A 26,752-nucleotide genomic window follows, 5' to 3' on the forward strand; every position below is an offset into this window, starting at 1 on the left:
AAGGTTATTGTGGCTGAATCAAATTCTACTTCTGAGTCAGAGAGTCGAATAGAACAAGCCGTCGCTGAAGGCGGAGCATACGAAGTTATTCGTAAGCGCTTACTCGATCATGGAAAACAACTCTCTGAACTAACTCAAAATCTTAACCAACAACGGCAAGAAGAATTTGGCAGTACCGAAATGCAGGTACTCAGCCGGTTACGTTTACGCACAGAGCATAACTGCGAGGCACGAGATTTAGTGCTCGTTGGCGACCTAGTTCTATTCGGTTATAACGTTTTTTTGGGTTTAAAAAAAGAAACTCTAGTCGAGGATGTATTTTCTGTTTATCGATTGAAAGAAAAAGAAGATGGCTACGATCTTGACCCCGTAAACTTAAAAAGCACTTTTCTATCCGATCAGCAATTTGTTGGTGATTTTAGGGAGCTATACACTTACTACAAAGATACAGCTCTGTCCCAATTAGTTGTCAAAAATAATAAATTACTCGCATCTTTTCAAATAGGAGAACGCATTACCGACGTTCGTGTATTTCGGTGGAATATTTCAGATGACGGAAAAAGCATTCAATATATTGACAATAGAGGCGAACGAGATATTGAATTGCCAGCTAGCCATGATTTTGAATGGATAGAATGCCAGCGGGAAGATGTTATCAATGGCCGTCATCCACATATTAATATTCTAGACACTATTTTTGTTGATACGTTAGGCAGCGATTTAACAGTAAAAATTGAAAATAACACTAACTCTGGGAAAGGAATCTACTCGGAACCAGTTGACGACTCAACCCAGTCTTTAGATGATGCAGAATTCTTATACAGTGAAGTTGGCTCATTAATACTTTTAAGAATACGTCCTTATCAGGAAGAGATTTGGCGCTATCTTGTATTCAATAAGAACACAGAACAAGTTATCAGAATTGATGCCATTGGCGATTCTTGCGTTCAATTACCAGAAGACCACGGCCTGATGTTTCCCGGTGGATATTATTTAACAACGGGTGAATTTAAAAGTTTTGACCATGAGTATACAAACTTAAAATTTAAACGCACGATGCGATCACCAAATGGTGAGGATGTTCTTTACGTTTTTTATCAGCCCGACTCGAATATTGTTGGCCTATATGCCTACAACTTGATCAACAAGTCGCTGCAAAACCCTTTGTTTGGACATGGTTACGGCTTTTATCCCGATGGTCGCTTACTCATTTTTTATGCTCAGGATGAAGCGACAAGAATTCATCCTCTTCAAATCTGGCAAACGCCATTTTTCTCCGATGAATTTGCAAGTAGCCAACCAGAAAGTGTGAGCTTTTTTGGCAAAATTGGTAATGCTGAACTTGTAAGAGGCATTTCTGAACTCTTCTCGATATCTAGATTAATAAAATCTGAAGATGCGTCAGTTGTGCACTACAACGACTTGGCAAAACGGAGTGTTAAGATTTTTGACTCTTATCACTGGCTAACAGCTTCAGAAATGACAGATATTGAAAGTTGCTTAAAGCAAATAAGCAAAACATCTGAACTTGTCATCGACGAGTATGAGAAAGTTGAAAATATCCAAAAGCAGTCCGCTAAAGCACTCAGAGAAGCCATAGTAGAACAAGAAACATTGGTTCGCGACTTAGAGTCAGAAAACTGGCATAACGCTCAAGATTTTGTTGAAGCACTTTCAAGGCTTAATCATCAAAGAGGTCACTTATTAACAATTCGAGAGCTACGTTATATTGACCGTAAAAAAATTGATGAGTTGGAATCAGAACTTATAGAAAAAGAAGAACAACTTAACGATCGAACTGTCGACTTTTTAGCAAGTCCAGATGCTTTATCCAGTTATGAAGACGATATTCGACACATTCACCAAGAGCGAGAACAATGTAAAACATCTTCAGAACTGTCTCCTTTAATGGAGTCAGTCGATAAGATGGCAAACTCTCTCGATTTGCTGTCAGAGTTAATGGCATCACTCAAAGTGCCAGACGCAACATTGCAGACCCAAATAATCGAATCCATATCTAGCATTTACTCAAAGCTCAATCAACTTAAAGCAAAACTCCAACATCAAAAACAAAGTTTTGGTTCTGAAGAAGCAACAGCACAATTTGCAGCTCAGTTTAAACTTTTATCACAGAGTGTTCAAAATGCACTGGGTTTAGCCAAGACTCCCGAAAAATGTGATGAGCAACTCTCTCGATTAATGGTTCAGCTAGAGGAACTGGAAGGACAGTTCAGTGAATACGACGACTTCTTGGCAGATATATTAAGCAAACGCGAAGAGATTTTTGAAACATTTGAGTCACATAAACAAAGTCTTATTGATGCCAGGCAACGAAAAGCTCAAACTTTATTTGATGCCGCCACCAGAATTATTCAAAGCATTAGTCGTCGAGCACAGCGAATTAGCGAACAAGATGAGCTTAACTCTTTTTTTGCATCCGATGGATTGGTCCGAAAGCTCCAACAATTAACTCAACAATTACGCGAACTTGAGGACTCAGTAAAAGCAGATGATCTTGAATCACAATTAAAGTCAGCAAAAGAAAATGCCATTCGTGCATTGCGTGACAAAAGTGACATCTATGAGGAGGGCGGAAAAATAATTAAGTTGGGCACTAAACACAAGTTTAGTGTAAATACTCAAGAGTTGGATATTACATTACTTCCTCGGAATGAACGAATGTATGTACATCTCTCTGGTACCGATTATTATGAAGAACTCATAGACAGCCCACTTAATAATTATCGTGACTTTTGGAAAATGAACCTTCCTTCAGAGTCCGAAGATGTCTATCGAGGTGAATACCTTGCATTTGCTATTCTTGATTCAGCACGAAGCAACTCAGATGGATTTGATTGGCAAAAGCTTTCTCAAGCTACGGCAAATGAAGAAGAACTATTGGCATTGATTAAAAACTATATAGCTCCACGATATAAAGAGGGCTATGAAAAAGGAATACACGATCATGATGCGGCAAAACTTTTGCAGAAACTTGTTCCTAATTTCGAAGCAGCTGGTTCGCTAAAATTTACTCCATTAAGTCGCGCGATAGCAACATTATATTGGTCAGAATTTCAGAGAGACGCTCAGCATAATAGTTGGCACCAAAGAGCTCAAAATGCATTAAAAATGCGAGCTTTATTTTCTGACAACTCCTATTTTTCGCAACTTAAACTGGATATAAAGTCAAAGCTAATAGATTACGTAAAGCTCAATTCTCTCGATATATCACACCACGCACTCGACCGCGCTTCAGAATATCTTATTGAAGAGCTTGGACAAAAACCTGTTCAGTTCGCTATTTCAAAATACGCTGAGCAACTCAAAAAAAGCTTTCAGTTGTATTTAGAATCGGAGGGAGCATGGCAAGACTTTTTAGCAGCACTGCATGAATTAGAAGGTCATTCAGGAAAGCGCTGGTATCTTGCATCTCACTGGATTAGTGGATTTGTGCATCACAAGGAACCAGAGTTAAAAAACTATATTCCTGAAGCGGTATGTTTGATAATCGTCGATCAAGCACTTGATCGCCACTTACATCAAGTTGATCTTCAATTTAAAATATCTGACCTTCTTGGTCAACACTCGAAGCTTGAAGATCAAAATCTCACAATAAATCTCGATGTGTTTTTAGAATCTATGACACGTCATCATTATCAAGTTATACCAAAATATTTTGAATATCAAAAAATTAGACACACAGAAATTGAGCGATTGAAAGAAGAACTACGCGTCGATGATTTTATAGCAAAACCCCTAACATCATTTGTTAGGAATAAGCTAATTAATGATGTTTATTTACCTATTATCGGCGACAACCTCGCTAAACAAATGGGAACGTTAGGCGATAGTAAAAGAACCGATTTAATGGGTTTATTACTTATGATCTCGCCCCCCGGATATGGTAAAACAACACTCATGGAGTACGTTGCCGATAGACTTGGGCTTATATTTATGAAAATAAATTGTCCTGCTATCGGGCATGATATTACGTCAATAGATCCTGCTCAAGCAACCAATAGCGCAAGCCGACAAGAGTTGGAAAAGTTAAATCTTGCTCTGGAGATGGGCAACAATGTCATGCTTTACCTTGATGATATTCAACACACTAATCCAGAATTTTTACAAAAATTTATTTCGCTTTGTGACGGTACACGCCGAATAGAAGGTGTCTGGAAAGGTCAGTCGAAAACGTACGATATGCGCGGAAGTAAATTTTGCGTGGTAATGGCTGGAAATCCATACACAGAATCTGGCGAACTTTTCAAGATTCCAGATATGTTAGCTAACCGCGCAGACATCTACAACTTAGGCGACATGCTTTCAGGTCAAGAAGACGTTTTTGAGCTGAGTTATATCGAGAACTCATTAACGTCAAATAGAGTATTAGCGCCATTGGCAACACGCGAAATGGGTGATGTCTACAAGTTTATTGATATTGCCAAGGGAGGATCGACAGCAACAACAGATTTAAGTTATCAGTACAGTGGCGCAGAAGTAAATGAGATAACCGATATTTTAAAGAAGATGTTTACGATTCAAAAAATCGTATCTAGGATTAATCAAAACTACATATCGTCTAGCGCTCAAGACGATCGCTATCGCACGGAGCCCCCATTCAAACTTCAAGGCTCTTACCGTAATATGAATAAAATGGCGGAAAAAGTTTCTTCTGTTATGACAGATGATGAATTATTACAACTGATAAGCGATCATTATCAAGGAGAAGCACAGCTTTTAACAACAGGAGCTGAGGAAAATCTACTTAAATTAGCCGAACTACGTGGCAACATGACGACTAAACAAGAGACTCGATGGGAAGAAATTAAACAGAACTTTCAACGCAATCAATCTATGGGTGGAGATGATTCCGATTCAGGAAAGAAGATTGTTCTACAGCTCAATGATCTCGTTAAACAAGTCGAAAAGTTAGGGAAACGTACAACCGCTGAGGACAAGATAGATAGCACAACACCGGCAATTGAAAAAATATGCTATCAACTAGCCAAATTATCTGACAGCTGGCAAGAAAATAGACCCAATATTGAAGTCATCAATCAACCTGTTCCAGGGATTGATCAGTTACTTAAGACTATTGCAGAGACTTTCGAGAATACGCTGCTACCACTGGTTAGAGTAATGGACGGAAAGCTGGACCTTGACTTAAAGACACATAAGAAAATGTCAGAAATTGAGGCAAAACTGAGAAGTATAACGAACAAAAGTTCTTAAAATTATGCAGTATAAAGATTCCAATAGAATAAAGACGTTAGCTTTTTATTCTATTGGATACTCACTAACTTCTCGATAGTACAACTATGGTACTCACTCAATTAATTAATCGTGAATCTGCTTTACTCTGAACTATTAGCGACCAATCTAACAGAAGAAGTATTCAGAATACACTGCCGAGACATAATACAAATTGTTTTCTATAATTATCTTTATTTGGCTCTTTTGTTGATGGCAAGTTATAAAAAACGGCTACTTTTTCTTTTTACCATAACCTTTATACTTTTAACGGGCATGGTACGTTTTATTTACTCTACAATCGAGCAATACACTAACCAATCTGTCGAAAACTACCTAAACCAAAAAACCGCATATTTTTCTGAAAAACTATCGGGCAGAGTTCAGGCCTACAAACATGAGGTTAAGGCATTGTCTACACATCCCGCTTTAAGAAAAGGAGAGTTCTTAAGCGCAAGAAACTTCTTATTCGATTATCTAGAATCAAAAGTCACTAAGTATGAAAAATTTATTATAGGAGATATTCACGGTAACTTTCTGAACACATCAGGGGGAAACCCAGCGCAAGGAATGTATCGAACCCATAACGACAAAATACCAGATTCCCCAAAAAAGAAAATCGACAATCGTGACTACTGGCTAAAAACCGTAGGTTATTTAAGACCCAGCAACCCATCAACTTACGTCTCTAATCCAATGGTATCTTACACAACTAATACGAAACAAATCGTAGTCGCCCATCCGATACAGAATAATAAAAACGAAATTATAGGACTAATTGGCGCAACTCTTCCATGGGAGCTATTTAATGGTTGGCTTAAGGAATTTGAGTTTGAATTAAAAAAGGAAATGGATATTACAACGAAAATGGTTGTACTAAGTCGAGATGGGTATTACTGGTATCATTGGAATCCAAACTTTATTGTATCAGAAATTGTCAATAAAGATGGCGAGCATTCGACTGACAGTGAGGGCCTAAAATTATCGAAGAGATTTAATATACTCAATGATCCAAATGAATCAATAAAATTTATTGGAAAAGAAATGATAAAAGGTCACCAAGGAAATACAATTCAAACAATAGATAATGTGCCACACAAATGGTTCTATAACCCAATACACTCTGCAGAGGCTTCTTTAGGATTGATATTTGAAGAAGCTAGTGTTCATGATAAAAACCGGTTCTTTCTTCGCCAAATATTATCCTACTTACTCATTATCGCTTTAATTATCTTGATGCTTGTAATCTATTTAGGATATAAATCCGTTCAGTATCGAAGATAAAACCCAAAAGTAAGCTTTTAAATTTTTGAGTTTTATCTTCTAGCTGTGGTCCAGGTTCTTGATATCTTAACTAATGATTAATTAGTTAAGATATCATTTAGATTTCACTTGCGTCAAAGTTCTTGAGTGAGCTAAAAAACATTCCTGCTCCACCAGCCATTAGGATAATCAATACAACTATATCGAATGCTGTCATTGGTGCTAAGGAAACTCGAATATTAACAATAACGCCAACGATAAATGCAATTAAGCTAATACCACTAAGCATCCAGCCGAAAATATTTTTACTATTCCAAAATATCATGACAATTCCGATAATAAATGGAACAAAAATCATGCCACCTGTAATGGAAAAACCGCCACCAAATGAATATAAGCTAGTTCCAAAACCAAAGCCGCGCATCGAGTTTGCAGTAGTTATCAAAACTTTTGAGAGAAATAAATATCCGCCAACTGACATCATAATTAAGCCAATTAAAAATCGACCAATACCGCCACTAGTTCCACCTGCACCTTTTGGCTTATGCATTTTCAACCTCCTTTGAAACCGACTCAATGGCTTCTATAACATGATTTTTATCTGGAATGTGTTCATGATGAACTAATAATAAAATAGCTTCGCCAACGGCAGGCTTTAACGGAGCAGGGTTAGTGTGAACATCTCCGGTAGAATCTATAAAGCCAACAGGCGTACCCAAACCCTTTTGCATAATACTACACGCCAAATTGGCCCACTGAGAAACTTTAAATGAATGATCATAACGTACCGGTCGATCGCCATCGTGACCGAAAAGATTTTCCATAAACTGTTCAGTACCTGGTGCTTCGAGAGCCCTTACCATTAGTTCTGGATAAGCTCTAATTGGACGCATAACAGCGGATGCTCCTATATCTGAAAAGCGTTTACGATTTTCATCTTTAACGGCTTCAGCAATTATTTTTCCTATTAAATTACGGTCTTTTAAATGGAATAAAACGTCAAGGGTAACTGAGTCCGATGAAGTTAGAGCGCTGTTAGGCGATATTAAAATTATATGCGAAGCTTCATCAACATTCGCTCTGTCGAGTACCATTGGATCACGAGCATCACCATGAACATAAACAACATTTTGATCCGTTAAAGTTACGGGTAAACCATCTTGGAACTTATCGGACAAAATACAAATAGGCGTTTCACTAAATGCAGGTGTATTGCGTAATTGACCACATAGTCTTTCCAAGTAAAGTTCTGGATTATGTTGTGGTGTATTAATAATAACAATATGTTGATTCATAATATTCCAGTTCCAAAAGCCTTTAATCTTGCGATCTTTTCTTTCAATACGATACTCTATATACTCAGTCGCTAACTGAGCCATAATAGTAATACCAAGCACATACATGAGAATGACGGTAAATGATCTTCCTACGAATGTACTACTGCTTAGATCACCATACCCTGTCGTATTGATCGTTGTTAAGCTCAGCCATAAAGCATCGCCAAACGATAGTTTTTCAAATACAACCATAGCAATGGTGTGTAATAAAATAATGGCTAAAACCATTATAAAGAGTTGTCGAATGCGATTCTTAGTATTTGTAACCAATCCTTTCGACAAAAGACGTTTTCTTCGCCATTGTAGTAACTTTGCTAATCGACGAAACATAGTTTTATTCTTTATTTTCTGCTAGTTCAATAAGTCGCTTTGTAACAGCATGCTTAATCGCAATTCGGTCCGAAGAATCGATTCCAAACTCTTTCCCTAAAAAGTCATAATCATCTTCATTGAGAGTCACTGTGAGTCTGGGACGCACTTTTTTGCGTTTGAAGTCCAGTCCTAAAATTTTTCGGATATAGTCGGACGGTTTTAATTGATCTTTCACAGACTGCAACTGTATGTAATTGTGGACTGATTCGCTAACGTCAAAAGCAACTTGAGTAGCCTTCGCCGCCTGAGCTTGCTTATCCCACTTTTGATTTGATTTCGCCATCGGAATTAAGTTTTTCCATATAAAGCTTTTATGTCAGCAATAGGTCGTGATACGCCAATAGAAACATCGGTAGTTCCATCTTCCCACACCTCTATTTCCACTCGGTGCATATCATCTTCGGAAACTAAAGAAACAGATTCAAAAGCCTCTCCATTGTCGTCGTCTTCATATCGAGAAATTGATTTTTTTCGGAAGTCGGACTTATGAAAATACCCTCGCGTCCATTCGCCTTCTTGATAGTAGCTGTCTGCTAGCCATCGCTCATACTTCGAGCTATCTCCAATGACACGAATGCTTTCTCTACTAACTTCTTCATCAAATACAAGACCAAAAGCATCCATATCAAAAAGCTGCTCAACATCACTGCGTTCAATTTTTCGAGTGAAGTTGAGCCACTCTTCACCATCTTCTACTTCGACGGTTAAATGAAGGGGAATTCCCTCCGATCCTTGGAGTAAAAATTCCGTTTCGCGCGCATGTTTATATTCGTAAGTGTTGATTTCCATTATCTGAAATGTTTCGCCGCGTATTTCTGCAGGAAGACCGAATGAGTCAACCATTTCAACCATATCACCAACATTAAGTTCTTCTGGCTTTTCAAGAATACGGGTTTTCTCTTCCTTTTTACCAAACCACTTACCGAACATAACCCTTCCTCAATATTTATTTTTTATCTTTTAACCGAGCTAAGATATCATTAGCTTTAGTTTTAGTTTCACCAATTCCAGCTTGCGCTAACTTGTCTTTAAGTGCCTTATCGCTACCTTCAGCATTTAACTCTTCCGAAGCTTTTATTTTATCTTCAGTTCGTTGCTGACGCTCTTTAATTCGATTTAAAGAATCACGAGCGGCCGTTGTTTTAGACAAGTTTGATGACAGAGACTCATTTACCGAAACTCGAGCTTTTTGTACACTTTCTGTCGTTTTAACTACCGACAATTCACGCTTATGTTCTTGAATGCTTTTCTCAGCTCTTCGAATTTGGTCTTTTAAACTAGCAACACTTGCTTTGTAATTTGCCAGAACAGGTTCCAATTCTGCTTTTTCATTCTCATATTCAGCAATCTTTTCCGCGACTTCTAACGCTAGAGCTTCATCGCCTTTTTCAAGTGCTTGAGTTGCATAACCTTCGTGTTCCGCGACTCGATCATTAAGAGCATTAATTTGCCGAGCTGTCTTTGATTGATCTGCCATGACATCAGTTAAAGAGTCTTTCGCTTTTGCAATAGCTCGTTCTTGATCTTTAATTTCTTGCTCAAGAATTCGAATAGCATTGGTATCAACAATCGCCTCTCCGACTTCTCGAGCACCACCACGAATGGCTGTAACAAGTTTCTTTAAAATACTCATACTATTTCTCCTAACGCTTAAACGTCCATGCTGATTAATTTAAAAACTGTTCTAAGGCTTCCAAAGCCTCAAGTGAATTCTCTGCCTGAGTAACCAATTCGTGAGCAATATTGTCAACTAAGGTAGTCACACTCATAGCTCCAAATAAAACGTACTGGTCATCAATCATGCCAAACGAACTTAATGGCACATTTACCGTTAATTTAAGAAGCATTGCATTAAGCTCATCCAAAGTGTCAGCTTTAACTTCATCTTTGGTAAACAAATTCGTTACACAAAGTATTTGTTCTTCTGTTGCAGTGACAAAAATTGGTAACTCGTCAAATCCTTCAACAACAACTTGAAGTACGGTAATTTCACCATCCCCACTCTCTTGCATTGGCAATACATCTAGAGTGAAACCATCTTTAATAAAACCATTGAGTTGGATAGCCAGTTCCTTTAATGACATGGTTCTTTTATCCTCATTGTTAATGACATAAAATGTCGCGTTAGAAATAAGATACGAAACTCGACATAAAATGTCAAGCCCTTTAACTAAATTTTCTTTATTGCCCGGACGAATAAACCCCAACATCTTTTTGCCAGGCCTGAGTATGGTATTGATAAATCGTTCCTGTACCGAGAATATTAACAGATACATCGTCTGCCCCCCGGTAAAAGTCATTCGGCATAGCAAATGCTGCCATCAGAATGTCCTTGTTAATATAGCTGCTTTCAACCGGTAGTCGAGTATGGTTTTGAATTCGTTGCTTAGCTGACTGGCCCATTTTAGTTGCGATAGTCCAGCCCCATTCACCAAAGGAAGGTACATTTTGCCGATATTGCTCAACATTAGTGAATCCGGCGTATTCAACTGTTTTGCCGATACTAATAAACGCATTTTTAGCATGAAATGGAGATGTTGATTGGACGACCAGTACACCATCACCCACTAAAAGCTTGGAAATTCTTGCGTAGAAGTGGTCTGAGTACAACTTATTTAAGTCCGGATGGCTTGGGTCCGGCAAGTCAATAATAATCGTGTCGTAATAAACTTGTTGCTCAAGCAGCTTGTCTAGCTCAACAAACGCATCGCCAAAGATCACATTTACTCTTGGATCCTCAAATGCCGACTCATTGAGCTCCAGAAGCTTCTCTCTTAGAATTTCAGACTCTTCATCTCTCGACTGCGCAAAACGCTCTGAAAACAATTCCACAAGACCTTCATCAAGATCAATTAGAGTCACCGATTCAGGCTCCCACTTCAGAATATCTCGAACAGCCAATCCATCCCCCCCACCAATAACCAATACGTTATCTTGGCGCGCAGAAGCCAACAACGCTGGATAGGTGAGCATTGCATGATAAATCGTTTCGTCAAAACTACTGAACTGAAGCCGGCCATTGAGATACATATCAATCACGGGCTGTTGTCGAGAGCCAAAAGAGCGTTGAGTAAATGTAATATTCTGAAAGCGAGTTTGAGTTTGATAGACGACTCGGTCTCGATAAAGAACATTGGAAAAATCACTCATCCAACGCGCTCCGCTATCTGCAATAACGATAAGCAAGGCTAAAAGCCCCACATGGAGAGCAGCTAAAGCTTTGGGAAATTTTATTTTTTTCCAGTATCTCCAGAGAAACAAAAAACCAGCCAACACATTAAAAAGAGCGGTCCAAATCGCAGCTACGGTTATATCCATCGACAACATTAAAGTTATCCAAATAACCGCGCCAAACCCTGCTCCAATATAATCGGCTCCATAAATCGTACCAACATTATTTTCTAGATGCTGACCATAGACATCTTCTCGAACTCTTGCGATAAGTGGAATTTCCATTCCGATGAACAATCCCAAGACAAATCCTGCGAAATAAGGAAGATATCGACTAATAACCTGCAGCTGCTCGAAAACGCCACCGCTAATTACAGTATCAGGAGGTAAGTTATAAGCTGATGAAATTAGTTCTGGCAATCGGCCCGTTAGCGCAATGGCTCCGGCAATCACTAAAGTGGCAGTACAACCAATTAGAGCAATTGTTGCTTCTAACCAAGCGAAAACCGAATAAGGACTTTTAAACCATTTTGCTGCCCATGCTCCTAGACCCATGGCCACAATCATTAAACCGATCATGGCATAAATAGTAGATTCCATGACGCCTAAAACACGTCCAGCATAGTGTGATAACAGATATTCGTAGATTAGCCCGCACGCAGCTAACACCATCATGATGCCTAGTAAAAAGGCATCATGAGAAATCAGCTGCCAGCGGCGCGACTGAAAGATTTGCTGCATAAAAGGACTTAGATCAAGGCTGTTAGAACAGCACCTACAGCAACAAAAATGGCTCCTTCAACGGCAGCTATACCAGTATTCTTTTCACGGTCAACTTCCTCAGCAACATCAACCCCAGAGAGAACAAGCTTTCGCACTATCAAAACAAGCAAGGCAAAAACTAAAACAGAAACAACGGAGATTCCGGACCAGAACACGGCAGATAACCATTGGTTGTCAGGATTATAGACTACCAAGTGAGAAGCAGCTGTAACCGTTAAAGCAGCACCAACCATAAACGCTCCATAACGCAACGCAAGCGCAGCGTTGCCCTCGGAAATAGCAGATTGTAAACAATTAGAATGGCCTGTATTACGCGACTTGAATAATTTAATTCGATAAGCGGAAGCCAATAACATAACAAGTTGTGAAAGGACAAATGCAACAAGCAGCAAAGGAATAATAGAAAAGTCTGCCGTTGGAATCCAAATCATCGCCGCTCGTATAATCAAGCCAATAGCAACCATATGACCAACATCCACTAAAGCACATGCAACATTATTCTTAGCGAGCTCACCGTGAATATCAATTTGTCTTAATACGAGTTTGTCTTGTACTAAACGACCAACAAGAATTAGTACTAAACCAACAACACCAAACACGGCCATAGATAAAACTTCTTGTACCAGCGAATCAGCAAACTCTCCTGAAGAGACACCTGTAAGCACGATTCCTAATGCCAAAATACCGCCGCCAAAACTAATTCCAAACGCCGCATTATTTTTATCCACCAATTCACTCTGAGAATTTACGTTCGATAAAAGACCTTTAACGAACTTGAGACTCACAAGTAGAACGACAACGACAAGCAAGTCGAGCAAAACTGCTTGTAAACTCCAAATATCAATAGAATTAAATTGCATACTCATGTCCCCTTAAAATCTATTTTCCTCGACTCGGACCACGGCTAGTGCGTGAGTATCCGCGTCGACTTGAGCTGGTAGAAGAATTTCGATACGAAGATGCCTTTCGGAAACTTCCAGATGAAGGCCGGGTTTGACTCACGCTACTTAAGCGACTCGCACCGGTTCGTTTTTTAGCGTAAGGACTGTTGAATCGCTTACCACTCTGCCGATAATTTTTAGCTGTTTTTTGCTCTATACGGCTTTGTTTTTGAATTCTTTTTGGGCTGGTATAACGGTATCTTCCATAATCGTGATAATACGAATAAGGTCTTCGGTAAGACCAACTGGAATACCCATAATATCTTTTGCGTTCGAAAACGTCGTCCAGATCAAGGACTTCATCAAAGAGCCAATAAGCAGCAAACCATTGCCACATAAAACCGCCACTACCATCATCAACCCACTGACCATATTGAGGATTGCCGATTAATTGTGAGCCTGGAGCAGAATTAATGTCGGGGTTACTGGCTTTCTCAGTTCTTCGCGATACTGCCTGCACTCGGTCTAACTTACCACCAGACATGTCAGCTAAAACGTTGACGCTATCAGAAAGTGCATCATTAAAAACTTTAGGCTGTGCAGCTTCTTTCAAGTAATAGAGTTCATTTAAACTCTTCTCTAGCTCTGTAATGCTTTTGCCAGGTTTAGTCTTAACCTCTCGCAAACGCTCTTCCAACGATTGAAACATGGGTCCGCTAGACAGTGCATTCTTCGACATATTATCGAATAAAGAAGCATACTGAGGTTGAGCCCTTCGCATGGCATTCGCGTATGATTCTAGTTTTCGCGCATTTGTCAGTTTCCCAGCGTCCAGTTGAGATTTCAAATTGGCTAAACTTCGCTCAACCTGCGGGATATCAGCAGCTATCCACTCAGATAGTTGTTCTTCTTTGCTGACACAAGCACAAAGCGAAAGCACAACCAATATAAGTATCCAGGGTTTGTACATTTATGCTCCTTTCGATAACTTCCAACGCCCGAACTAGTCTACACACTCGACGAATTATTACAAATTCATAAATGAAGTTAGTTCACAGATATAAACTCAAGATGATTTAAGAAGTTGTTGCCAATTTTCATTTGAGTCACCAAGCACTAAAAAGTGCGGGTTCAAAAGCTCTTCTTTGGTATTGTATTCAAGTGGAGAAAAATCAGTTTTGACAATTTGCCCGCCTGCCTCTTCAACAATAATTTGCGCTGCAGCAGTATCCCATTCAGAGGTTGGCGCAAGTCTCGGATAAAAGTCAGCTTCACCCTCAGCAACCATACACATTTTTAATGAGCTACCCTTACTCGTTAGATCGACATTCGACATCTTTTGGCACAAGGCTTCGACTTTATCGAGCCCATGTCTGCGACTCGCAACGACAGTGTAATGTTTTTCACCTTGCTCCAAGGGAACGGAGCGCACTTGGATTTTTTCTACCGGCTGACCGGCAATAATTCGATGAGCACCGTAATGTCGCGCGCCATAATAAAACGTATTTTTAACAGGGACGAAAATCACGCCTAGAATAGGTCGTCCATCAACAATTAGAGCAATATTTGTCGTAAATTCTCCATTTCTCGCGATAAACTCTTTCGTACCATCTAATGGGTCCACCAACCAATACGTTTGCCACGATTGCCGTTGTTCAAACGTGATATTTTTGCTTTCTTCCGACAAAACGGGAATTTCCGGTGTTAACTTTTCCAATTCAGAACAAATAATTTGATGAGAAGCTAAATCAGCTTCCGTTAATGGTGATTTATCTTCTTTAATTCTTTCACCAAAATCACTTGAATTATAAATTTTCAAAATGGCTTCACCTGCCTTTTTTGAAATGTTTATGACTGGTTCTATTAATTCTTGGTAGTCCACGTGATATTCCTACTGTCTATTTTTATTCAACGAGTGATTACAGGCGATTATTAGTTAACTCTTTTACTAAGGTATTCTCGGGCAAGATATAAGGCAGCGATACTACGAGCCTCAGTAAAATCTTCTCGAGCAATAAGCTCATCCATCTGATTGAAATTAAAAGGCACAACTTCTATTGGTTCTGGCTCATCACCTTCAAGCTTCTCAGGAAATAAATCTTGAGCTAACACAATATCCATTTTATGACTTAAGTAGCCAGGCGCTAGCGTTATAGTTTTTAATGCGGTTAAATGGTTAGCACCAAAGCCTACTTCCTCTTTCAGCTCACGATTTGCGGCATCCAACACCGGCTCTCCTTTTTCTATAAGTCCCTTGGGCAATGCAAGCTCGTAATCATCTATCCCTGCAGAATATTCTCTGATCATTAGCAACTCATTGTTTTCGTTAATTGGCACAACAAGCACAGCACCTGAACCACCCGCTTTAAGTCTTTCATATATTCTCTGTTCTCCGTTGGAGAACTCTAGCTCTAACTCTTCAACACAAAAAATTCGTGTTCGCGCTACTTCTGTTTGCTTAAGGATTTTTGGCTTTTTATTCATTCAATGGCCATTATTTCAGAAAAACAAGAAAGAGTTCCATACGGTTTCATCGACCGGGGTTTTTGCTGGCTATCGGGTTGTTCAATACCCAATAAAAATCTTATTCCGTATTCTTGGGCAGAGTTTAGCACATCAATACTATCATCAATAAATAAAGTCCGATTCTTATCAAAACCTAATCGTTCTTCAAGACACATCCAAAATCCTTGCTCTTCTTTTGGCAAACCAAACTCGTGAGATGAAACAAGTTCTTCAAAATACTGATGAAATTGTGTATTCAAAAGTTTTATTTCAAGTACTTGCTGATGTGCATTCGTTGCAAGTATCACTCGCTTTTGGATTTGATTGAGATATTTCAAAAAATCTACGGCTTTTGGCCGAAAGGCAACTTTATGCTCGATCTCCTTCTTCAAAGAAACAATATCGAGATCAAGCTCTCTCGTCCAATAGTCTAAGCAATACCAGTTCAACTTACCCTTTTGTGAATCAAATTTTGCTTTGAGAATCTCTCGGCTTTCTTGCTCATCAATATTATTTTTTGCCGCAAAAGCACCAGGTAAATATTGAAGCCAGAAAAAATTATCATAATGGAGATCTAAAATTGTGCCATCCATATCGAGTAAAACCGTATCGATAGCACTCCAGTCGAGAGATACAGGCATATGTTTATCGCCTAAGTGGTAATGTCATTTGAAGAGTACGACGATTATTGTCTGATTTTTTCAAAAAAGCGATTGTACTTTTTAATTGCTCAGGAACATTTTCGGTTACGGAGATATCTAAAGCAACATCTTCTGGCCAATTTACAACTGCAGATCCTTGTGCGTCTAGAACATTTTTTGAAGGTTTAACAACTATTTCAATCTTTGAATCATCTTTTGATTCTGCGGCAAGTGTAAAATCACCTAAATCAATAATTGGTCCCGCAATTGAAGCAGCCCCTTTCATCCAATAAATATTGGCAGATACATCTTTTGGCCCTTCGACTTCATTAAAAGATAAATTATTAATTTCAAGACGAAAATCACCGCTCAGTCTCATGCCTTGCATTGGTAAATACCCAGACAATTTGTCAGCAGGTAATTTCACATTCATGTTACTAAGGTACAAGGTTTCATCGAATCCAACTTTCCAACCACCATCAGCTGAAACGTTATCATCGTCCATTGAAATAGAACCACCAATTTTACCAGTGAACAACCAAATAGGATTTAGCGACCACTCAACATTAGATATACCTTGACGATTAATTTGTAATGACGCGGCGGATCCTGACCAAAGGCTCCCAGAAATACCACTTGCTTTCACAGGCAAGGATTCTGGCAGTAAGTTAACTACCGTGCGAGCAGGTACTGTCGCAATCAAAAAAATTAAAAACAATAAAACTGATAAAAATAATGTTTTTTTAGTCATATAAAACTCAATTTTTTCGCTGTATCGAATGCAATTTTGACACAACTTGATTCGTTGTTAGCTTGAAACCAAACGCACATTCGCTCTGACAATCCCGATCTCTTGTGTTTGACTAATATTGATATAAGAAGTTGTAATTCCATAATCGTTTTCTAAATCAGCAAGCCACTCTAACATCTTGTCAAAAGAGATTTCATCAAACCAAACATTAATTTCCCCGTTCTTCTTTTCCTCAAATCTAGCTAGTTGAAATTGCTTTTGTCGAGTCGTGCTCGTAACAACACTGGTAAGCGAAGAAAAGCTTCGTTTACCACTTCCAGATGACTGAGGAGCTTGCTGATGTAAATAAACAACAGCCTGCTTATTATCTTTCACATCATCTCTTAAGTCAGATACAAGATTGTTCACAGGTAAAATAATGGCAAAAATAATTAGTAATAAGACAACTACCGGACTTGCGATTTGGACAATTTTCTTGTCACGCTCAGCAAGCTGCTCATACCATTGAACTATCTGATTCATGATCGACTCCTTATCACTAGCCTTGTTGAGTAAGCATCACCCTGAGCACTAGCGGATGACATATCAACTTGTAAACCGCTTTTGACTAAAGTGTCTTTGAAATTATTAAGAGCTTGATAGTCTGGCGCAAGAACATCGAGTCTTAACTCTCCCTTTCGTCCATCATAGGTAATACTTGTCGGCCGAATTTGATCGATAGATGCGATTTGAGTTGACGTTTGTTCAAGCAACTTAAGAAACTCGCCTTGTTCGTTTCCAGAACCCTGGCGTTGAATTAATCGCTTAGCCTGCCCAAAAATGCTGCCAGCACGAGGCCTTCTTGAAAACACCTGTTGGAATTTTTGTTCAGCTTGTTCGCGAACAACTTTGTTTTCCTGATGTAAAACAAAAAAGCTAGAACCTTGGTAAATTAGAAAGGTTACAAAAGAGAACCCGCAAACATAGGTTAGTGCTTTATATTTTTTCCATTGAAGATTAGACTGCTTCTTTACAACATATTCAAGCTGTCGAAGATTGACAGCATTTTTACTGTACTCTTGACAAAACAAATCCAATAATTCGTACTCTGTTAAAGCTTGTGCAATGACATTTTCTTTTTCCTGCCATACAGACTCAAGCTCACCCGTATGAAAAATACGGATCATCGTAAGATCAATTTCGCTTTCTAAACTTTTCTCTTCAGAATCACCTGCTGCTTGATCAGAGCTTGGTTTCCATATTAAAGGGAGCAGATCTCGCTGGCAGCTCCAACATTCTCCACCCACCTCGTTAACCAATGCAAATCTATCGTTAAGAATAATTTCAGTTGCGTCGGTGGCGTCTTTTAATAAAGCATTTTCACTTACAATGACATCAGCTGCTATTTCTGCTTGATCAAACCATTCGAGCCATTGTTCCATCTGCTCGTGAGTCGTCCAAAAGACATCAACTTTCCCATCTTTATTTCGCTTTCCGTAAGCAAAATGAAGTTGATCAATCGGATTCGCTAATTGATCTTCAAGCATATAAGGGACAGCCGCTTGAATTTGCTTTAACTGTTTCGCAGGCGTTGTAACTTGCTTATAAGTCACTTTACTTGCGGGCACTATTACAATCGTTTCGCATTTTTGAGCTCTTTCGGCTAACGCAACCAGGTCAACCGACAAAACTTCACCTCGATCGTCCCATCGCTCATCATCAGAATTCCATTGTCCCCAAATAAGCGCATTATTAGGGTCGTCTGGCAATTGAATAAAAAGCCGTTTCTTCATTAAAACTCTCCAAAATATCGTGCTTTCACACGAAAGGGTGCATCTTTGGCATCTCCTGACCGTTCAACTAACGAACTCATCCTAAATTTTGCACCTTTAAATTCGACTTCTATATTTAACACAAATAAATTACTAGTTACTGAGACGCGTTCTAAACTCGGAGCTCCGCCTCTATTCGTGCCTTGCCCCTGGGGTAAGTACTCATTAATTTCGTTAACGTCACTGTATCCATCTTCCGGGCGATTGCTAATAATCTCTTGAGCTTTTCCCGTATCAGTATTAAGAGCAGCTGCTAATACAGCGGCTTTTTCTTCGGTAACAGTATTAATATTGATCTTACTGATATCATTAGCCGGTATTGCGCAGACATAATCTTTCACTGCTTTATAAACGTCAGCTGTATAACCTTGAATAACTCTCAATTCTGATTTGCTCGCCATCCAACTATTCGCCGTTCGATATGGGATTTCGTATCCCGTATACAACATATCTTCAGCACCATTAATCCCCGTAGGATTTATATCAGAGTCTATCCAATCAACAACCGGAGCAATAAGATTATCCGGTTGTAGCTCTATATCATCCACTTCTCTTAAAGCTTCAGTTAGCAGATTTTTGTAAACTATTTGTGCTTCGGGCTCTCTCTGAGTTCCATTTCGAACTCCACCTGGACCTCCATCTCCACCTGGATCTCCATCTCTACCTGGACCTCCATCTCCACCTTCTGTCGCTGCGGTATCAAGAGAGTTTAAGTTAAAGCAAGTCAACGCATCTTCTACAGTTCCCTTTATCCAGCCTCCCTCGATAGGAAATTCAAAAGGTGTTGTTGCCCAAGGTTGTTTCAAGTGAACCGTACTCGCATCTTTACCAAATCCTTTTGCTAACCACTGTTTTGCTAAAGCCTCTCCACCTAAAGCCAATTGGTGCGCCTGATCTCGTCCTAACATTAAGTCAGTACGTCTTTTACTGAACACACTGTGCTCCGTTAACTGAGTTGCAATAAGCGTCGCTAATGCCATCACCATCAAGACGATCAATAATGTTGCGCCACCTTGCTTTTTCATGACCCAATTCCTAATGGGTAAATTTGAATCAATTGCCCAAGGGTGGCTGTTTCAATGGTAACTTTAACGGCACGAGGGAAATTATTAGATAATTGTTCTTGAGGTGCTCCCATATAATCTTCAATGGGCCAAGATTCCATCCATTCTTCGTCGGCATAGAATTCAACTTCAAACTTGAGGACATCTTCCATTAAGGTTAATGGAAGTTTTTGTTCTTCTAAGGCAATATCAAGGGTAGCCCATTGTTCGCGAACTAACTTGTCCTCTTCCAAACGATAGGTAACACGTTCTAATTCAGTTCTTGGCAAATTTGCCGGGTTTCTTTTGCCCTGACGCGTAAAACTCAAAAAACTCTCAGCACCATTTTTATCACCCATCAAAGCTGGAACTTTATCACCATATTCATTACGCACAGATCTCGCTGCAACTTGCTGGAGATCCGTCGAAATGCGATTAATCGCACGCTGCAATTGTGCTAACGCGTCATCGCTTTGCTTAACACTTTCTTGAGTACCTACAGCCGTACTTAGCTGCTGAAAAGCCAAGACAGAAATTATTGCAGTAATAGCTACTGCAACAATAATTTCTAGCAATGAAAAACCTTGACTCTTAAACAATCTAACAATACCTATTTAGCGACGTTGGCCATCTTCTGATGGCTCTGCAACAAAAGCGACCACTTTTGCCAATTTATAATCAGGATCTCTTTCTAACCCAACAGACACTTCGACTCTTCTAAATCCACTTTCAGTTGTCTTTAAAACTTGTTGTTGCCATGTCCAGTTCTGTTTAGCCATTTGAATTTCACCGCGGGTTGTACCGATATTAGGCCACGGCTCTTCAAGCTTTACTTCATTCAAACGGTACATAGCAACATAGTGGGCTAGCGTTTTCTCTTTTCTATAGAGTTGCGACTCTCCCGATTCAAAAATTGAGTTATTCAAAGCTGTAAAAGCTAAGGCTAAAACAACCAAAGCAATTAAAACCTCTAGTAGAGTGAACCCTTTAATTTTGGATTTATTCGAAATTAAGTAGGCTGTTGTCATTCACTTCATCTCTCATATTTCCAGACAGAGGTCCCTCTAACTCAAGCTCACCCAATACATTGCCTGAGATCAAATAATATTTAGGATCCTCATCAATCCATCCAAGCGCAATTTTAAAATCATTCATTTCTCCAGAAGACAATACATAAATCTGAGGCGGCTCAATTTTTTCCTCTTCTTCTTCGAAAATATCAACATCTTTTTCAAAAATATCGACATCTTCCGCATCATCTTCAGAGAAGATGGTATTACCATCAACAACAACTTTTAATTCTAAAATTTCAGGAATTTCTCGTTCCCGAAAAAGTTCATCATCAGTTAGTGGCAGCCATTTTTCATTTTCAAGGTCGTACACATAAAACAAATACTTCTGCTCTTCTAACCTCAAACCGATATCGATTCCTCGTAATAAGGTTTCATCTTTAACTTGACTTAACAAAGCATAAAGTCGGTATGACTGCTCTTCGAGTTCTTCTTTTCTTTTGTCAGAGAATGCGACAACTGATAACGAAGCTAATAGTGCGACAACCACCAATCCAATCAAAATTTCGATTAATGTGAAACCATTTTTGCGCTTGAGAGATTGATGGTTATGCATTTTCAAATGTTACTGATTCGCTTGCTTCATACTTTGAACGTATTCATCGACGTTCCAATTCGCAATATCAGTTGCCATACCTTCGCCACCTTCTTGACCATCATTACCTAGAGAAATTATTTCATAATCACCTTCTCCATATTCTGCAGGAGAAAGGTACAAATACTCATTACCCCATGGATCTTTTTCAATTTTTAAATAACCGCCGCGTGGATAATTCGTCGGTTCGGGATTACTATCTGGCCGTTGCTCTAAAGCAGCTAAGCCTTGTTGAGTCGAGGGGTAAAAACCATTGTCGCTGTAATATCGCATCAACCCACTCTCGAAAGCCTTAAAGTCTGACTTTAATTTTGTGAACCGAGAGTCATCAACAGCTCCCATAAAATTTCCAACCACAAGCGATCCCAAGATTCCAATAATCACGAGCGCTATTAATATTTCCATTAATGAAAAACCGTTTTGACGACGCATTCGAAAAGACTCCTTAAAACTACGAATTAAGTAATTGATTCATATTAAAAATTGGTAACAAAATTGCTAGAACAATGGTGACAACAAAACCACCCATAATCAAAATCATCAATGGTCCAAGCAAATTAGTAACCGTATTAACTAAAGTTTCAAATTGGCGGTCTTGATTGTCCGCTGCTTTTTCAAGCATACGATCAAGTTCACCCGAAGCTTCTCCACTGCCTATCATATGTAACATCATGGGTGGAAAATGTTTGGTTGCTTGTAGAGAAGCTTTTAATGATGTTCCTTCACGAACCTTAAAGGCAGCTTCATGAACTGCATCTTTAAGTTCGAGGTTTGTCATTACATCACCTGAAATTTTTAAGGCATCAAGCAAAGGAACTGAGCTTGAATTTAGAATAGATAAGGTTCTGGAAAATCTGGCTGCATTCACACCTCTGGAAACTCTTCCTAAAAATGGCAGGTTTAGAATAGTTCTATGCCATTTTGTTTTACGCTTTGGATTCGCTAATAAGGTTTTCACACCAATATAAATTAAGATAAAAGCGATAAAGATCATCACGCCCCAGTTTTGAACAAATTCACTGGTCCAAATTAATCCGCGAGTCAGGGCAGGTAACTCTCCACCCATATGTCGATACTGATCAACAATTTGTGGGACTACGTAAGCCAATAAAAAGATAACGATGGCAATACTCGCAAAGGCTAAGATAATTGGGTAAGCCATAGCCGAAGAAATCTTTGACTTCATTTCTTGCCGCCGCTCAGTGTAGTCGGCTAAACGCTCTAGAACTTCATCTAAATGACCAGATTTTTCACCAGCTGCAACCATAGAGCAAAATAAATCGTCAAAGACTCGCGGATATTCTCTGAGTGCATCGGCTAGAGTATGGCCCTCAACAACTCGCGAACGAACACCCATCATAATCGTTTGATGTTTTGGTTTTTCACATTGATCGGCGACGGCTTTTAGTGACTCTTCCACCGGAATAGCTGCATTAATCAACGTTGCAAGTTGACGGGTAACTAATGCCAGGTCAGTTGAATTCATTCCTGGCGAAGCAAAAATAGGCTTTTTGGATTGTTGCTTGCGGTGTTTTTCCGTTACCGCTTCAACACTTAAAGGTACTAATCCTTTATCACGTAAATTTGCGCGAATCTGTCTCGGGGTATCGCCTTCTAAAATACCTTTCTTTTGACGCCCCTTTGCATCCAGTGCTTTGTATTCGAATGCTGCCATCAGTCTTCTCGCGTTACTCTGAGAACTTCTTCGATGGTGGTCATGCCTTCCAGCACTCTATTTTTTCCGTCTTCTCGAATTGAAGGACTAAATTGACGGGCATGACGCTCAACCTTTTGCTCACTATCGCCGTTATGGACCATGGTTCGCATTTCATCATCAACTAGAAGCAATTCAAATAAACCTTGTCGACCTCGATAACCAAGATTCCGACACTCTTCACAACCCTTTGCTCGATATATTTGTGGCGGATTTGTCTCATCAAATCCCATCAATCGACATTCTGTTTCGTCGGGCAAATAAGGTTCTTTACAGTCGTTACAAAGTGTACGTACTAGTCGTTGAGCTAACACACCAAGCATTGAAGATGACAATAGAAATGGTTCGACGCCCATATCAACTAATCGAGTTACCGCACCAACAGCAGTGTTTGTATGTAGAGTAGATAAAACCAAGTGACCCGTTAATGACGCTTGAACAGCAATTTGTGCGGTTTCTAAATCTCGAATCTCACCAACCATCACAACATCAGGATCCTGTCGAAGAATCGCACGCAGCCCGCGTGCAAAGGTCATATCGACTTTTGTATTAACCTGAGTTTGACCAATACCATCGAGCAAATACTCAACTGGATCTTCGACGGTCAAAATATTCCTTTGTTTGCTGTTCAACATTGTTAAACCAGCATAAAGTGTTGTTGTTTTACCAGAACCAGTAGGACCGGTTACCAAAATAATTCCATGCGGTTTATGCAGAATACTACTCATCTGTTGCATTAACTGCTTCGGCATTCCGAGGTGAGTAAAATCGAGTCGCCCGGCTTGTTTATCGAGCAGACGTAATACGACACGCTCACCATGACTCGATGGCATGGTTGATACACGAACATCAACTGCTCGATTTGCAATTCTTAGAGCGATACGACCATCTTGAGGAATTCGCTTTTCTGCAATATCGAGTTTCGCCATTACTTTGATACGTGACACAAGTAGCGGTGCTAGCTTTCGACTAGGTGATAAAACTTCTCTTAAAACACCGTCGATACGAAAGCGAACGGTTAATTCTTTTTCAAAAGTTTCGATATGAATATCGGAAGCACTTTCCTTGATTGCCTCCGTTAACAATGCGTTAATGAGCTTGATAATTGGCGCATCGTCTTCGTTCTCAAGTAAGTCCTCTGTTTCTGGCAACTCTTCCGCTAAGCGAAATAAATCCATTTCCTCACCGATGTCTTCCATTGCTTGCATCGCTTCAGAAGAATCATTTTGGTATACCGCGCCTAAGTGTTGTTCAAATTCTTCATCAGGCACCGACTTCAGAGTCATTTCTCGGTCGAGAAACCGTCGCACTTCAACAATTGCATCTCGACTAACATTTTGACGCGAAACAACGACTGCAGGAGAAGCCTTATCATCAACAACAACTACTCCATGCCGTTTTGCAAAACCAAACGGTAATCGAGCATGAACAATAGCTTCATCATCAGCTATCGGCATTTCATCAGCCGGCTGCATGGTGCTATCTAGCAAAGTATCGTCAGCGTGTTCTATCTCAGTTGTCATTGTCCTGGTTCTCTTCTGGCAATGTCTCGTTTTTCTGCTGCTTCATACTTTCATCAAATGTTGGAGGTAATTCCAACTTCTCATTCCATGTGGGCAACATTGGAGTATCATCATCATCGAACAGTGACACGCCCTTGGCACGCATATCGATTTGCTTGCCGCGAATAAAATTATATTTTCTTGAACTTAATTCATGGATGCTTGAATCGTCTCGTAAAATTTTGGGACGAATGAATACCATCAAATTACGCTTTGTTTTACGAGTTTGATTTGAACTGAACAAACTGCCAATTAGCGGAATATCACCAAGAATTGGTACCTTCTCTTGCGACTCTTGAATATCTTCATCAATCAAACCACCTAAAACCACCATACCGCCGTCGTTCACTTGAACTGTTGTAGTGATTTGTCGTTTGTTCGTAATAATGTCAGTTCCAGATGTACCAGCGATAGAAGAGACTTCTTGCTCAATCTGTAAGCGAACAGAATTACCCTCATTAATGAGAGGAGTAATTTTTAGTTTGATACCCACGTCCTTTCGGTCGACCGTAGTAAACGGATTTGAATTATTGTTTCCAAGAGCTGACCCAGTAACAATTGGAACTTCCTGACCAACACTGATTGCCGCTTCTTCGTTATCCAAAGTGGTGATACTCGGTGTCGATAAAACATTTGACTCGGTATCTCGACCCAAGGCCTGAACTAAAGCTCCCCACTCTAAATCGCCACTCGCATCCGATTCACCAAAGCCAAAAACAACCCCTTGTGAACCAGCCAGAGCCTGAGCGAGTGCCGCACCATTGTCACCTTGCTGACGTACCGGATTGGTTCCAATTACGTTACCATTATTATCGAAAATAGCTTCGCCGCCCGTCTCTTGACCTTGCAAAGCAGCAATGCCTTGACCAACACCGACAATTGAGGCTCCGTTGTTTCCAAAGTTGGTAAAAGCTCCAGCTGCGGACGCAAGTTGAACCCCTAATTGTTTCAAACCAACATCGGAAACTTCGGCAATAACTGCTTCAACGTGAACTTGAGCGCGACGAATGTCGAGTTGGCGAATAACAGCTTCGAAAGATTTGAGCATGTCCGGCTGAGCAGTGATAACAAGTGCATTGGTGCCTTCATGCGCTTTAATTGAATAGGGTTTACCGCTAGCACGTTGTTGGGTTTTACCTTGTGGCTCTTCGATGGATTCTCCAACGCCCTCTAAAAGTTGAGCAACTTCAGAGGCTTGCGCATAATTGAGATAAATAACCTTGGTATTTCCATCAGCGTTATTTTCTGCATCAAGTCGAGAAATCAATGCGCGCAATCGAAGCCGGTCTCGTTTTTCGGCACTCAACAATATGCTGTTAGTTCTCTCATCTGCAACGAACCGAGGTTGCGAAGTACCCACTTCTTTCTGAGCACCTTGTTTCTGTAATGTTTCTAAAATACGCACAACTTCTGACGCCGCTGCGTGTTCAAGCTCGATAACTTCTAATTCTTCATTACTCTCATGATCAATTTGTTGAATTACTTTCACAATTCGGTCCACATTAGCTTTTGAGTCATGAAGTAACAAAACATTAGTGGCTCTAATTTGCCCCATATGCATTCGTTGAGGGATCAATTGACGAAGCACCGGAACTAGCTGGGTAACATCGACGTTTTCAACTTTTATAACTCGTGTTACCTGTTCATCGGCAGGAGCATCTAAATTACCAGAATCCACACGAGTCGCATCTTGCTTGGCTTCTTGAAGCTGTACGACTTTAACGATATCTCCTTGTTCAACGACACCAAAATCGTTGAGTTTCAAGACACTCAGAAAAAGCCCCCATATCTCATCTTCATCGAGCGGAGTTTGGGAAATAACGTTGACCTTCTTCCCTTTGACTCTATCGCTAAGAATGATCGTTTTACCTGTTAAACGACTCACTGTTTCGATAAAAACCTTAATATCCGTATCTTTTAAATTGACGGTCGCTTTACCCGCCCACGAAAAAGGGGTCAGAAGCACCATCAGTATCGCCATAAGGCAATATTTTTTCATTGAT

General features: G+C 39.8%; 25 protein-coding genes. 2 read left to right on the forward strand and 23 right to left on the reverse strand.

Annotated features, from left to right (window positions below; translation table 11 throughout):
* The first annotated feature begins 9 nt into the window (after positions 1 to 9).
* Together FAX86_RS05090 and FAX86_RS05095 are read left to right on the forward strand one after the other, a co-directional pair.
* Positions 10 to 5,232 (forward strand): DNA repair ATPase, encoded by a 5,223-nt coding sequence (locus FAX86_RS05090; protein WP_144392259.1) that lies wholly within the window; start codon positions 10 to 12, stop codon positions 5,230 to 5,232.
* Positions 5,233 to 5,463: 231 nt separating this feature from the next.
* A complete protein-coding gene (locus FAX86_RS05095; RefSeq protein ID WP_144392260.1) occupies positions 5,464 to 6,534 on the forward strand; it encodes a PDC sensor domain-containing protein in 1,071 nt (356 codons plus the stop codon).
* Positions 6,535 to 6,631: 97 nt separating this feature from the next.
* On the opposite strand, the gene FAX86_RS05100 is transcribed toward FAX86_RS05095, so the two are convergent.
* The 23 genes from FAX86_RS05100 to gspD all read right to left on the reverse strand — a co-directional run bounded on the left by FAX86_RS05100 (position 6,632) and on the right by gspD (position 26,748).
* Entirely contained in the window at positions 6,632 to 7,063 is a 432-nt protein-coding gene (locus FAX86_RS05100) for a hypothetical protein (protein WP_144392261.1), read from the reverse strand.
* Positions 7,056 to 8,180, reverse strand: coding sequence for an ion channel (locus tag FAX86_RS05105; RefSeq protein ID WP_144392262.1), 1,125 nt, complete (start codon positions 8,178 to 8,180; stop codon positions 7,056 to 7,058). The genes FAX86_RS05100 and FAX86_RS05105 overlap by 8 nt, the downstream gene beginning before the upstream one ends.
* 4 nt (positions 8,181 to 8,184) lie before the next feature.
* Complete coding sequence (locus FAX86_RS05110) at positions 8,185 to 8,505, reverse strand: hypothetical protein (protein WP_144392263.1); 321 nt, start codon at positions 8,503 to 8,505, stop codon at positions 8,185 to 8,187.
* A 5-nt stretch (positions 8,506 to 8,510) separates the two neighbouring features.
* Positions 8,511 to 9,152, reverse strand: coding sequence for a hypothetical protein (locus tag FAX86_RS05115; protein ID WP_144392264.1), 642 nt, complete (start codon positions 9,150 to 9,152; stop codon positions 8,511 to 8,513).
* A gap of 16 nt (positions 9,153 to 9,168) precedes the next feature.
* Positions 9,169 to 9,855 carry a PspA/IM30 family protein gene (locus tag FAX86_RS05120; RefSeq protein ID WP_144392265.1) on the reverse strand — a complete coding sequence of 229 codons (687 nt, stop codon included), beginning with the start codon at positions 9,853 to 9,855 and terminating at the stop codon, positions 9,169 to 9,171.
* A gap of 34 nt (positions 9,856 to 9,889) precedes the next feature.
* Positions 9,890 to 10,432: a DUF2170 family protein gene (locus FAX86_RS05125; RefSeq protein WP_205859102.1), complete on the reverse strand. Its 543-nt coding sequence runs from the start codon at positions 10,430 to 10,432 to the stop codon at positions 9,890 to 9,892.
* Entirely contained in the window at positions 10,404 to 12,134 is a 1,731-nt protein-coding gene (locus FAX86_RS05130; RefSeq protein ID WP_144392266.1) for a polyamine aminopropyltransferase, read from the reverse strand. The genes FAX86_RS05125 and FAX86_RS05130 overlap by 29 nt, the downstream gene beginning before the upstream one ends.
* An 8-nt stretch (positions 12,135 to 12,142) precedes the next feature.
* Complete coding sequence (locus FAX86_RS05135; RefSeq protein WP_164503468.1) at positions 12,143 to 13,036, reverse strand: DUF350 domain-containing protein; 894 nt, start codon at positions 13,034 to 13,036, stop codon at positions 12,143 to 12,145.
* Positions 13,037 to 13,055: 19 nt separating this feature from the next.
* A complete protein-coding gene (locus FAX86_RS05140) occupies positions 13,056 to 14,027 on the reverse strand; it encodes a CHAD domain-containing protein (RefSeq protein WP_144392268.1) in 972 nt (323 codons plus the stop codon).
* 96 nt (positions 14,028 to 14,123) lie between these two features.
* On the reverse strand, positions 14,124 to 14,939 hold the full coding sequence (gene cysQ, locus FAX86_RS05145; RefSeq protein WP_144392269.1) for a 3'(2'),5'-bisphosphate nucleotidase CysQ: 816 nt from the start codon (positions 14,937 to 14,939) through the stop codon (positions 14,124 to 14,126).
* A gap of 50 nt (positions 14,940 to 14,989) precedes the next feature.
* The gene (nudE, locus tag FAX86_RS05150) at positions 14,990 to 15,541 is read right to left on the reverse strand and encodes an ADP compounds hydrolase NudE (protein WP_144392270.1); all 552 of its coding nucleotides are present in this window, start codon (positions 15,539 to 15,541) and stop codon (positions 14,990 to 14,992) included.
* Positions 15,538 to 16,203, reverse strand: a complete 666-nt coding sequence (yrfG, locus tag FAX86_RS05155; RefSeq protein WP_144392271.1) for a GMP/IMP nucleotidase — start codon at positions 16,201 to 16,203, stop codon at positions 15,538 to 15,540. The genes nudE and yrfG overlap by 4 nt, the downstream gene beginning before the upstream one ends.
* A 4-nt stretch (positions 16,204 to 16,207) precedes the next feature.
* Positions 16,208 to 16,954, reverse strand: coding sequence for a type II secretion system protein N (locus FAX86_RS05160; RefSeq protein ID WP_144392272.1), 747 nt, complete (start codon positions 16,952 to 16,954; stop codon positions 16,208 to 16,210).
* Between the two features lie 57 nt (positions 16,955 to 17,011).
* Positions 17,012 to 17,476, reverse strand: a complete 465-nt coding sequence (gene gspM / locus FAX86_RS05165; protein ID WP_144392273.1) for a type II secretion system protein GspM — start codon at positions 17,474 to 17,476, stop codon at positions 17,012 to 17,014.
* Entirely contained in the window at positions 17,473 to 18,726 is a 1,254-nt protein-coding gene (gene gspL / locus FAX86_RS05170) for a type II secretion system protein GspL (RefSeq protein ID WP_144392274.1), read from the reverse strand. The genes gspM and gspL overlap by 4 nt, the downstream gene beginning before the upstream one ends.
* On the reverse strand, positions 18,726 to 19,790 hold the full coding sequence (gene gspK, locus FAX86_RS05175; RefSeq protein WP_144392275.1) for a type II secretion system minor pseudopilin GspK: 1,065 nt from the start codon (positions 19,788 to 19,790) through the stop codon (positions 18,726 to 18,728). Before gspK ends, gspL begins: the two co-directional genes overlap by 1 nt.
* On the reverse strand, positions 19,787 to 20,407 hold the full coding sequence (gene gspJ, locus FAX86_RS05180) for a type II secretion system minor pseudopilin GspJ (RefSeq protein WP_164503469.1): 621 nt from the start codon (positions 20,405 to 20,407) through the stop codon (positions 19,787 to 19,789). The genes gspK and gspJ overlap by 4 nt, the downstream gene beginning before the upstream one ends.
* 15 nt (positions 20,408 to 20,422) lie before the next feature.
* Positions 20,423 to 20,836 (reverse strand): type II secretion system minor pseudopilin GspI, encoded by a 414-nt coding sequence (gspI, locus tag FAX86_RS05185; protein ID WP_144392277.1) that lies wholly within the window; start codon positions 20,834 to 20,836, stop codon positions 20,423 to 20,425.
* A complete protein-coding gene (gspH, locus tag FAX86_RS05190; protein ID WP_144392278.1) occupies positions 20,808 to 21,434 on the reverse strand; it encodes a type II secretion system minor pseudopilin GspH in 627 nt (208 codons plus the stop codon). The genes gspI and gspH overlap by 29 nt, the downstream gene beginning before the upstream one ends.
* 9 nt (positions 21,435 to 21,443) lie before the next feature.
* Positions 21,444 to 21,905 (reverse strand): type II secretion system major pseudopilin GspG, encoded by a 462-nt coding sequence (gspG, locus tag FAX86_RS05195; RefSeq protein WP_144392279.1) that lies wholly within the window; start codon positions 21,903 to 21,905, stop codon positions 21,444 to 21,446.
* Between the two features lie 19 nt (positions 21,906 to 21,924).
* Positions 21,925 to 23,148 (reverse strand): type II secretion system inner membrane protein GspF, encoded by a 1,224-nt coding sequence (gspF, locus tag FAX86_RS05200; protein ID WP_144392280.1) that lies wholly within the window; start codon positions 23,146 to 23,148, stop codon positions 21,925 to 21,927.
* Positions 23,148 to 24,710: a type II secretion system ATPase GspE gene (gene gspE, locus FAX86_RS05205; protein WP_144392281.1), complete on the reverse strand. Its 1,563-nt coding sequence runs from the start codon at positions 24,708 to 24,710 to the stop codon at positions 23,148 to 23,150. The genes gspF and gspE overlap by 1 nt, the downstream gene beginning before the upstream one ends.
* The gene (gene gspD, locus FAX86_RS05210; protein WP_246128500.1) at positions 24,700 to 26,748 is read right to left on the reverse strand and encodes a type II secretion system secretin GspD; all 2,049 of its coding nucleotides are present in this window, start codon (positions 26,746 to 26,748) and stop codon (positions 24,700 to 24,702) included. The genes gspE and gspD overlap by 11 nt, the downstream gene beginning before the upstream one ends.
* Positions 26,749 to 26,752 lie beyond the last annotated feature (4 nt).

The sequence above is a fragment of the Pleionea sediminis genome, from assembly GCF_007570825.1.
Lineage (GTDB): Bacteria > Pseudomonadota > Gammaproteobacteria > Enterobacterales > Kangiellaceae > Pleionea > Pleionea sediminis.

What these genes read in the sequence shown, in the direction of transcription:
- FAX86_RS05095 (WP_144392260.1), top strand. Translation starts at nt 5,464, where the DNA reads ATGGCAAGTTATAAAAAACGGCTACTTTTTCTTTTTACCATAACCTTT.
- FAX86_RS05140 (WP_144392268.1), bottom strand. Translation starts at nt 14,027, where the DNA reads ATGTACAAACCCTGGATACTTATATTGGTTGTGCTTTCGCTTTGTGCT.
- FAX86_RS05120 (WP_144392265.1), bottom strand. Translation starts at nt 9,855, where the DNA reads ATGAGTATTTTAAAGAAACTTGTTACAGCCATTCGTGGTGGTGCTCGA.
- gspK (WP_144392275.1), bottom strand. Translation starts at nt 19,790, where the DNA reads ATGAAAAAGCAAGGTGGCGCAACATTATTGATCGTCTTGATGGTGATG.
- gspI (WP_144392277.1), bottom strand. Translation starts at nt 20,836, where the DNA reads ATGACAACAGCCTACTTAATTTCGAATAAATCCAAAATTAAAGGGTTC.
- FAX86_RS05100 (WP_144392261.1), bottom strand. Translation starts at nt 7,063, where the DNA reads ATGCATAAGCCAAAAGGTGCAGGTGGAACTAGTGGCGGTATTGGTCGA.
- FAX86_RS05110 (WP_144392263.1), bottom strand. Translation starts at nt 8,505, where the DNA reads ATGGCGAAATCAAATCAAAAGTGGGATAAGCAAGCTCAGGCGGCGAAG.
- FAX86_RS05130 (WP_144392266.1), bottom strand. Translation starts at nt 12,134, where the DNA reads ATGCAGCAAATCTTTCAGTCGCGCCGCTGGCAGCTGATTTCTCATGAT.
- gspE (WP_144392281.1), bottom strand. Translation starts at nt 24,710, where the DNA reads ATGACAACTGAGATAGAACACGCTGACGATACTTTGCTAGATAGCACC.
- gspH (WP_144392278.1), bottom strand. Translation starts at nt 21,434, where the DNA reads ATGCATAACCATCAATCTCTCAAGCGCAAAAATGGTTTCACATTAATC.
- FAX86_RS05115 (WP_144392264.1), bottom strand. Translation starts at nt 9,152, where the DNA reads ATGTTCGGTAAGTGGTTTGGTAAAAAGGAAGAGAAAACCCGTATTCTT.
- gspL (WP_144392274.1), bottom strand. Translation starts at nt 18,726, where the DNA reads ATGAAGAAACGGCTTTTTATTCAATTGCCAGACGACCCTAATAATGCG.
- FAX86_RS05125 (WP_205859102.1), bottom strand. Translation starts at nt 10,432, where the DNA reads ATGTTGGGGTTTATTCGTCCGGGCAATAAAGAAAATTTAGTTAAAGGG.
- FAX86_RS05105 (WP_144392262.1), bottom strand. Translation starts at nt 8,180, where the DNA reads ATGTTTCGTCGATTAGCAAAGTTACTACAATGGCGAAGAAAACGTCTT.
- FAX86_RS05160 (WP_144392272.1), bottom strand. Translation starts at nt 16,954, where the DNA reads ATGACTAAAAAAACATTATTTTTATCAGTTTTATTGTTTTTAATTTTT.
- nudE (WP_144392270.1), bottom strand. Translation starts at nt 15,541, where the DNA reads ATGAATAAAAAGCCAAAAATCCTTAAGCAAACAGAAGTAGCGCGAACA.
- gspF (WP_144392280.1), bottom strand. Translation starts at nt 23,148, where the DNA reads ATGGCAGCATTCGAATACAAAGCACTGGATGCAAAGGGGCGTCAAAAG.
- FAX86_RS05135 (WP_164503468.1), bottom strand. Translation starts at nt 13,036, where the DNA reads ATGCAATTTAATTCTATTGATATTTGGAGTTTACAAGCAGTTTTGCTC.
- gspM (WP_144392273.1), bottom strand. Translation starts at nt 17,476, where the DNA reads ATGAATCAGATAGTTCAATGGTATGAGCAGCTTGCTGAGCGTGACAAG.
- gspD (WP_246128500.1), bottom strand. Translation starts at nt 26,748, where the DNA reads ATGAAAAAATATTGCCTTATGGCGATACTGATGGTGCTTCTGACCCCT.
- gspG (WP_144392279.1), bottom strand. Translation starts at nt 21,905, where the DNA reads ATGCGTCGTCAAAACGGTTTTTCATTAATGGAAATATTAATAGCGCTC.
- yrfG (WP_144392271.1), bottom strand. Translation starts at nt 16,203, where the DNA reads ATGCCTGTATCTCTCGACTGGAGTGCTATCGATACGGTTTTACTCGAT.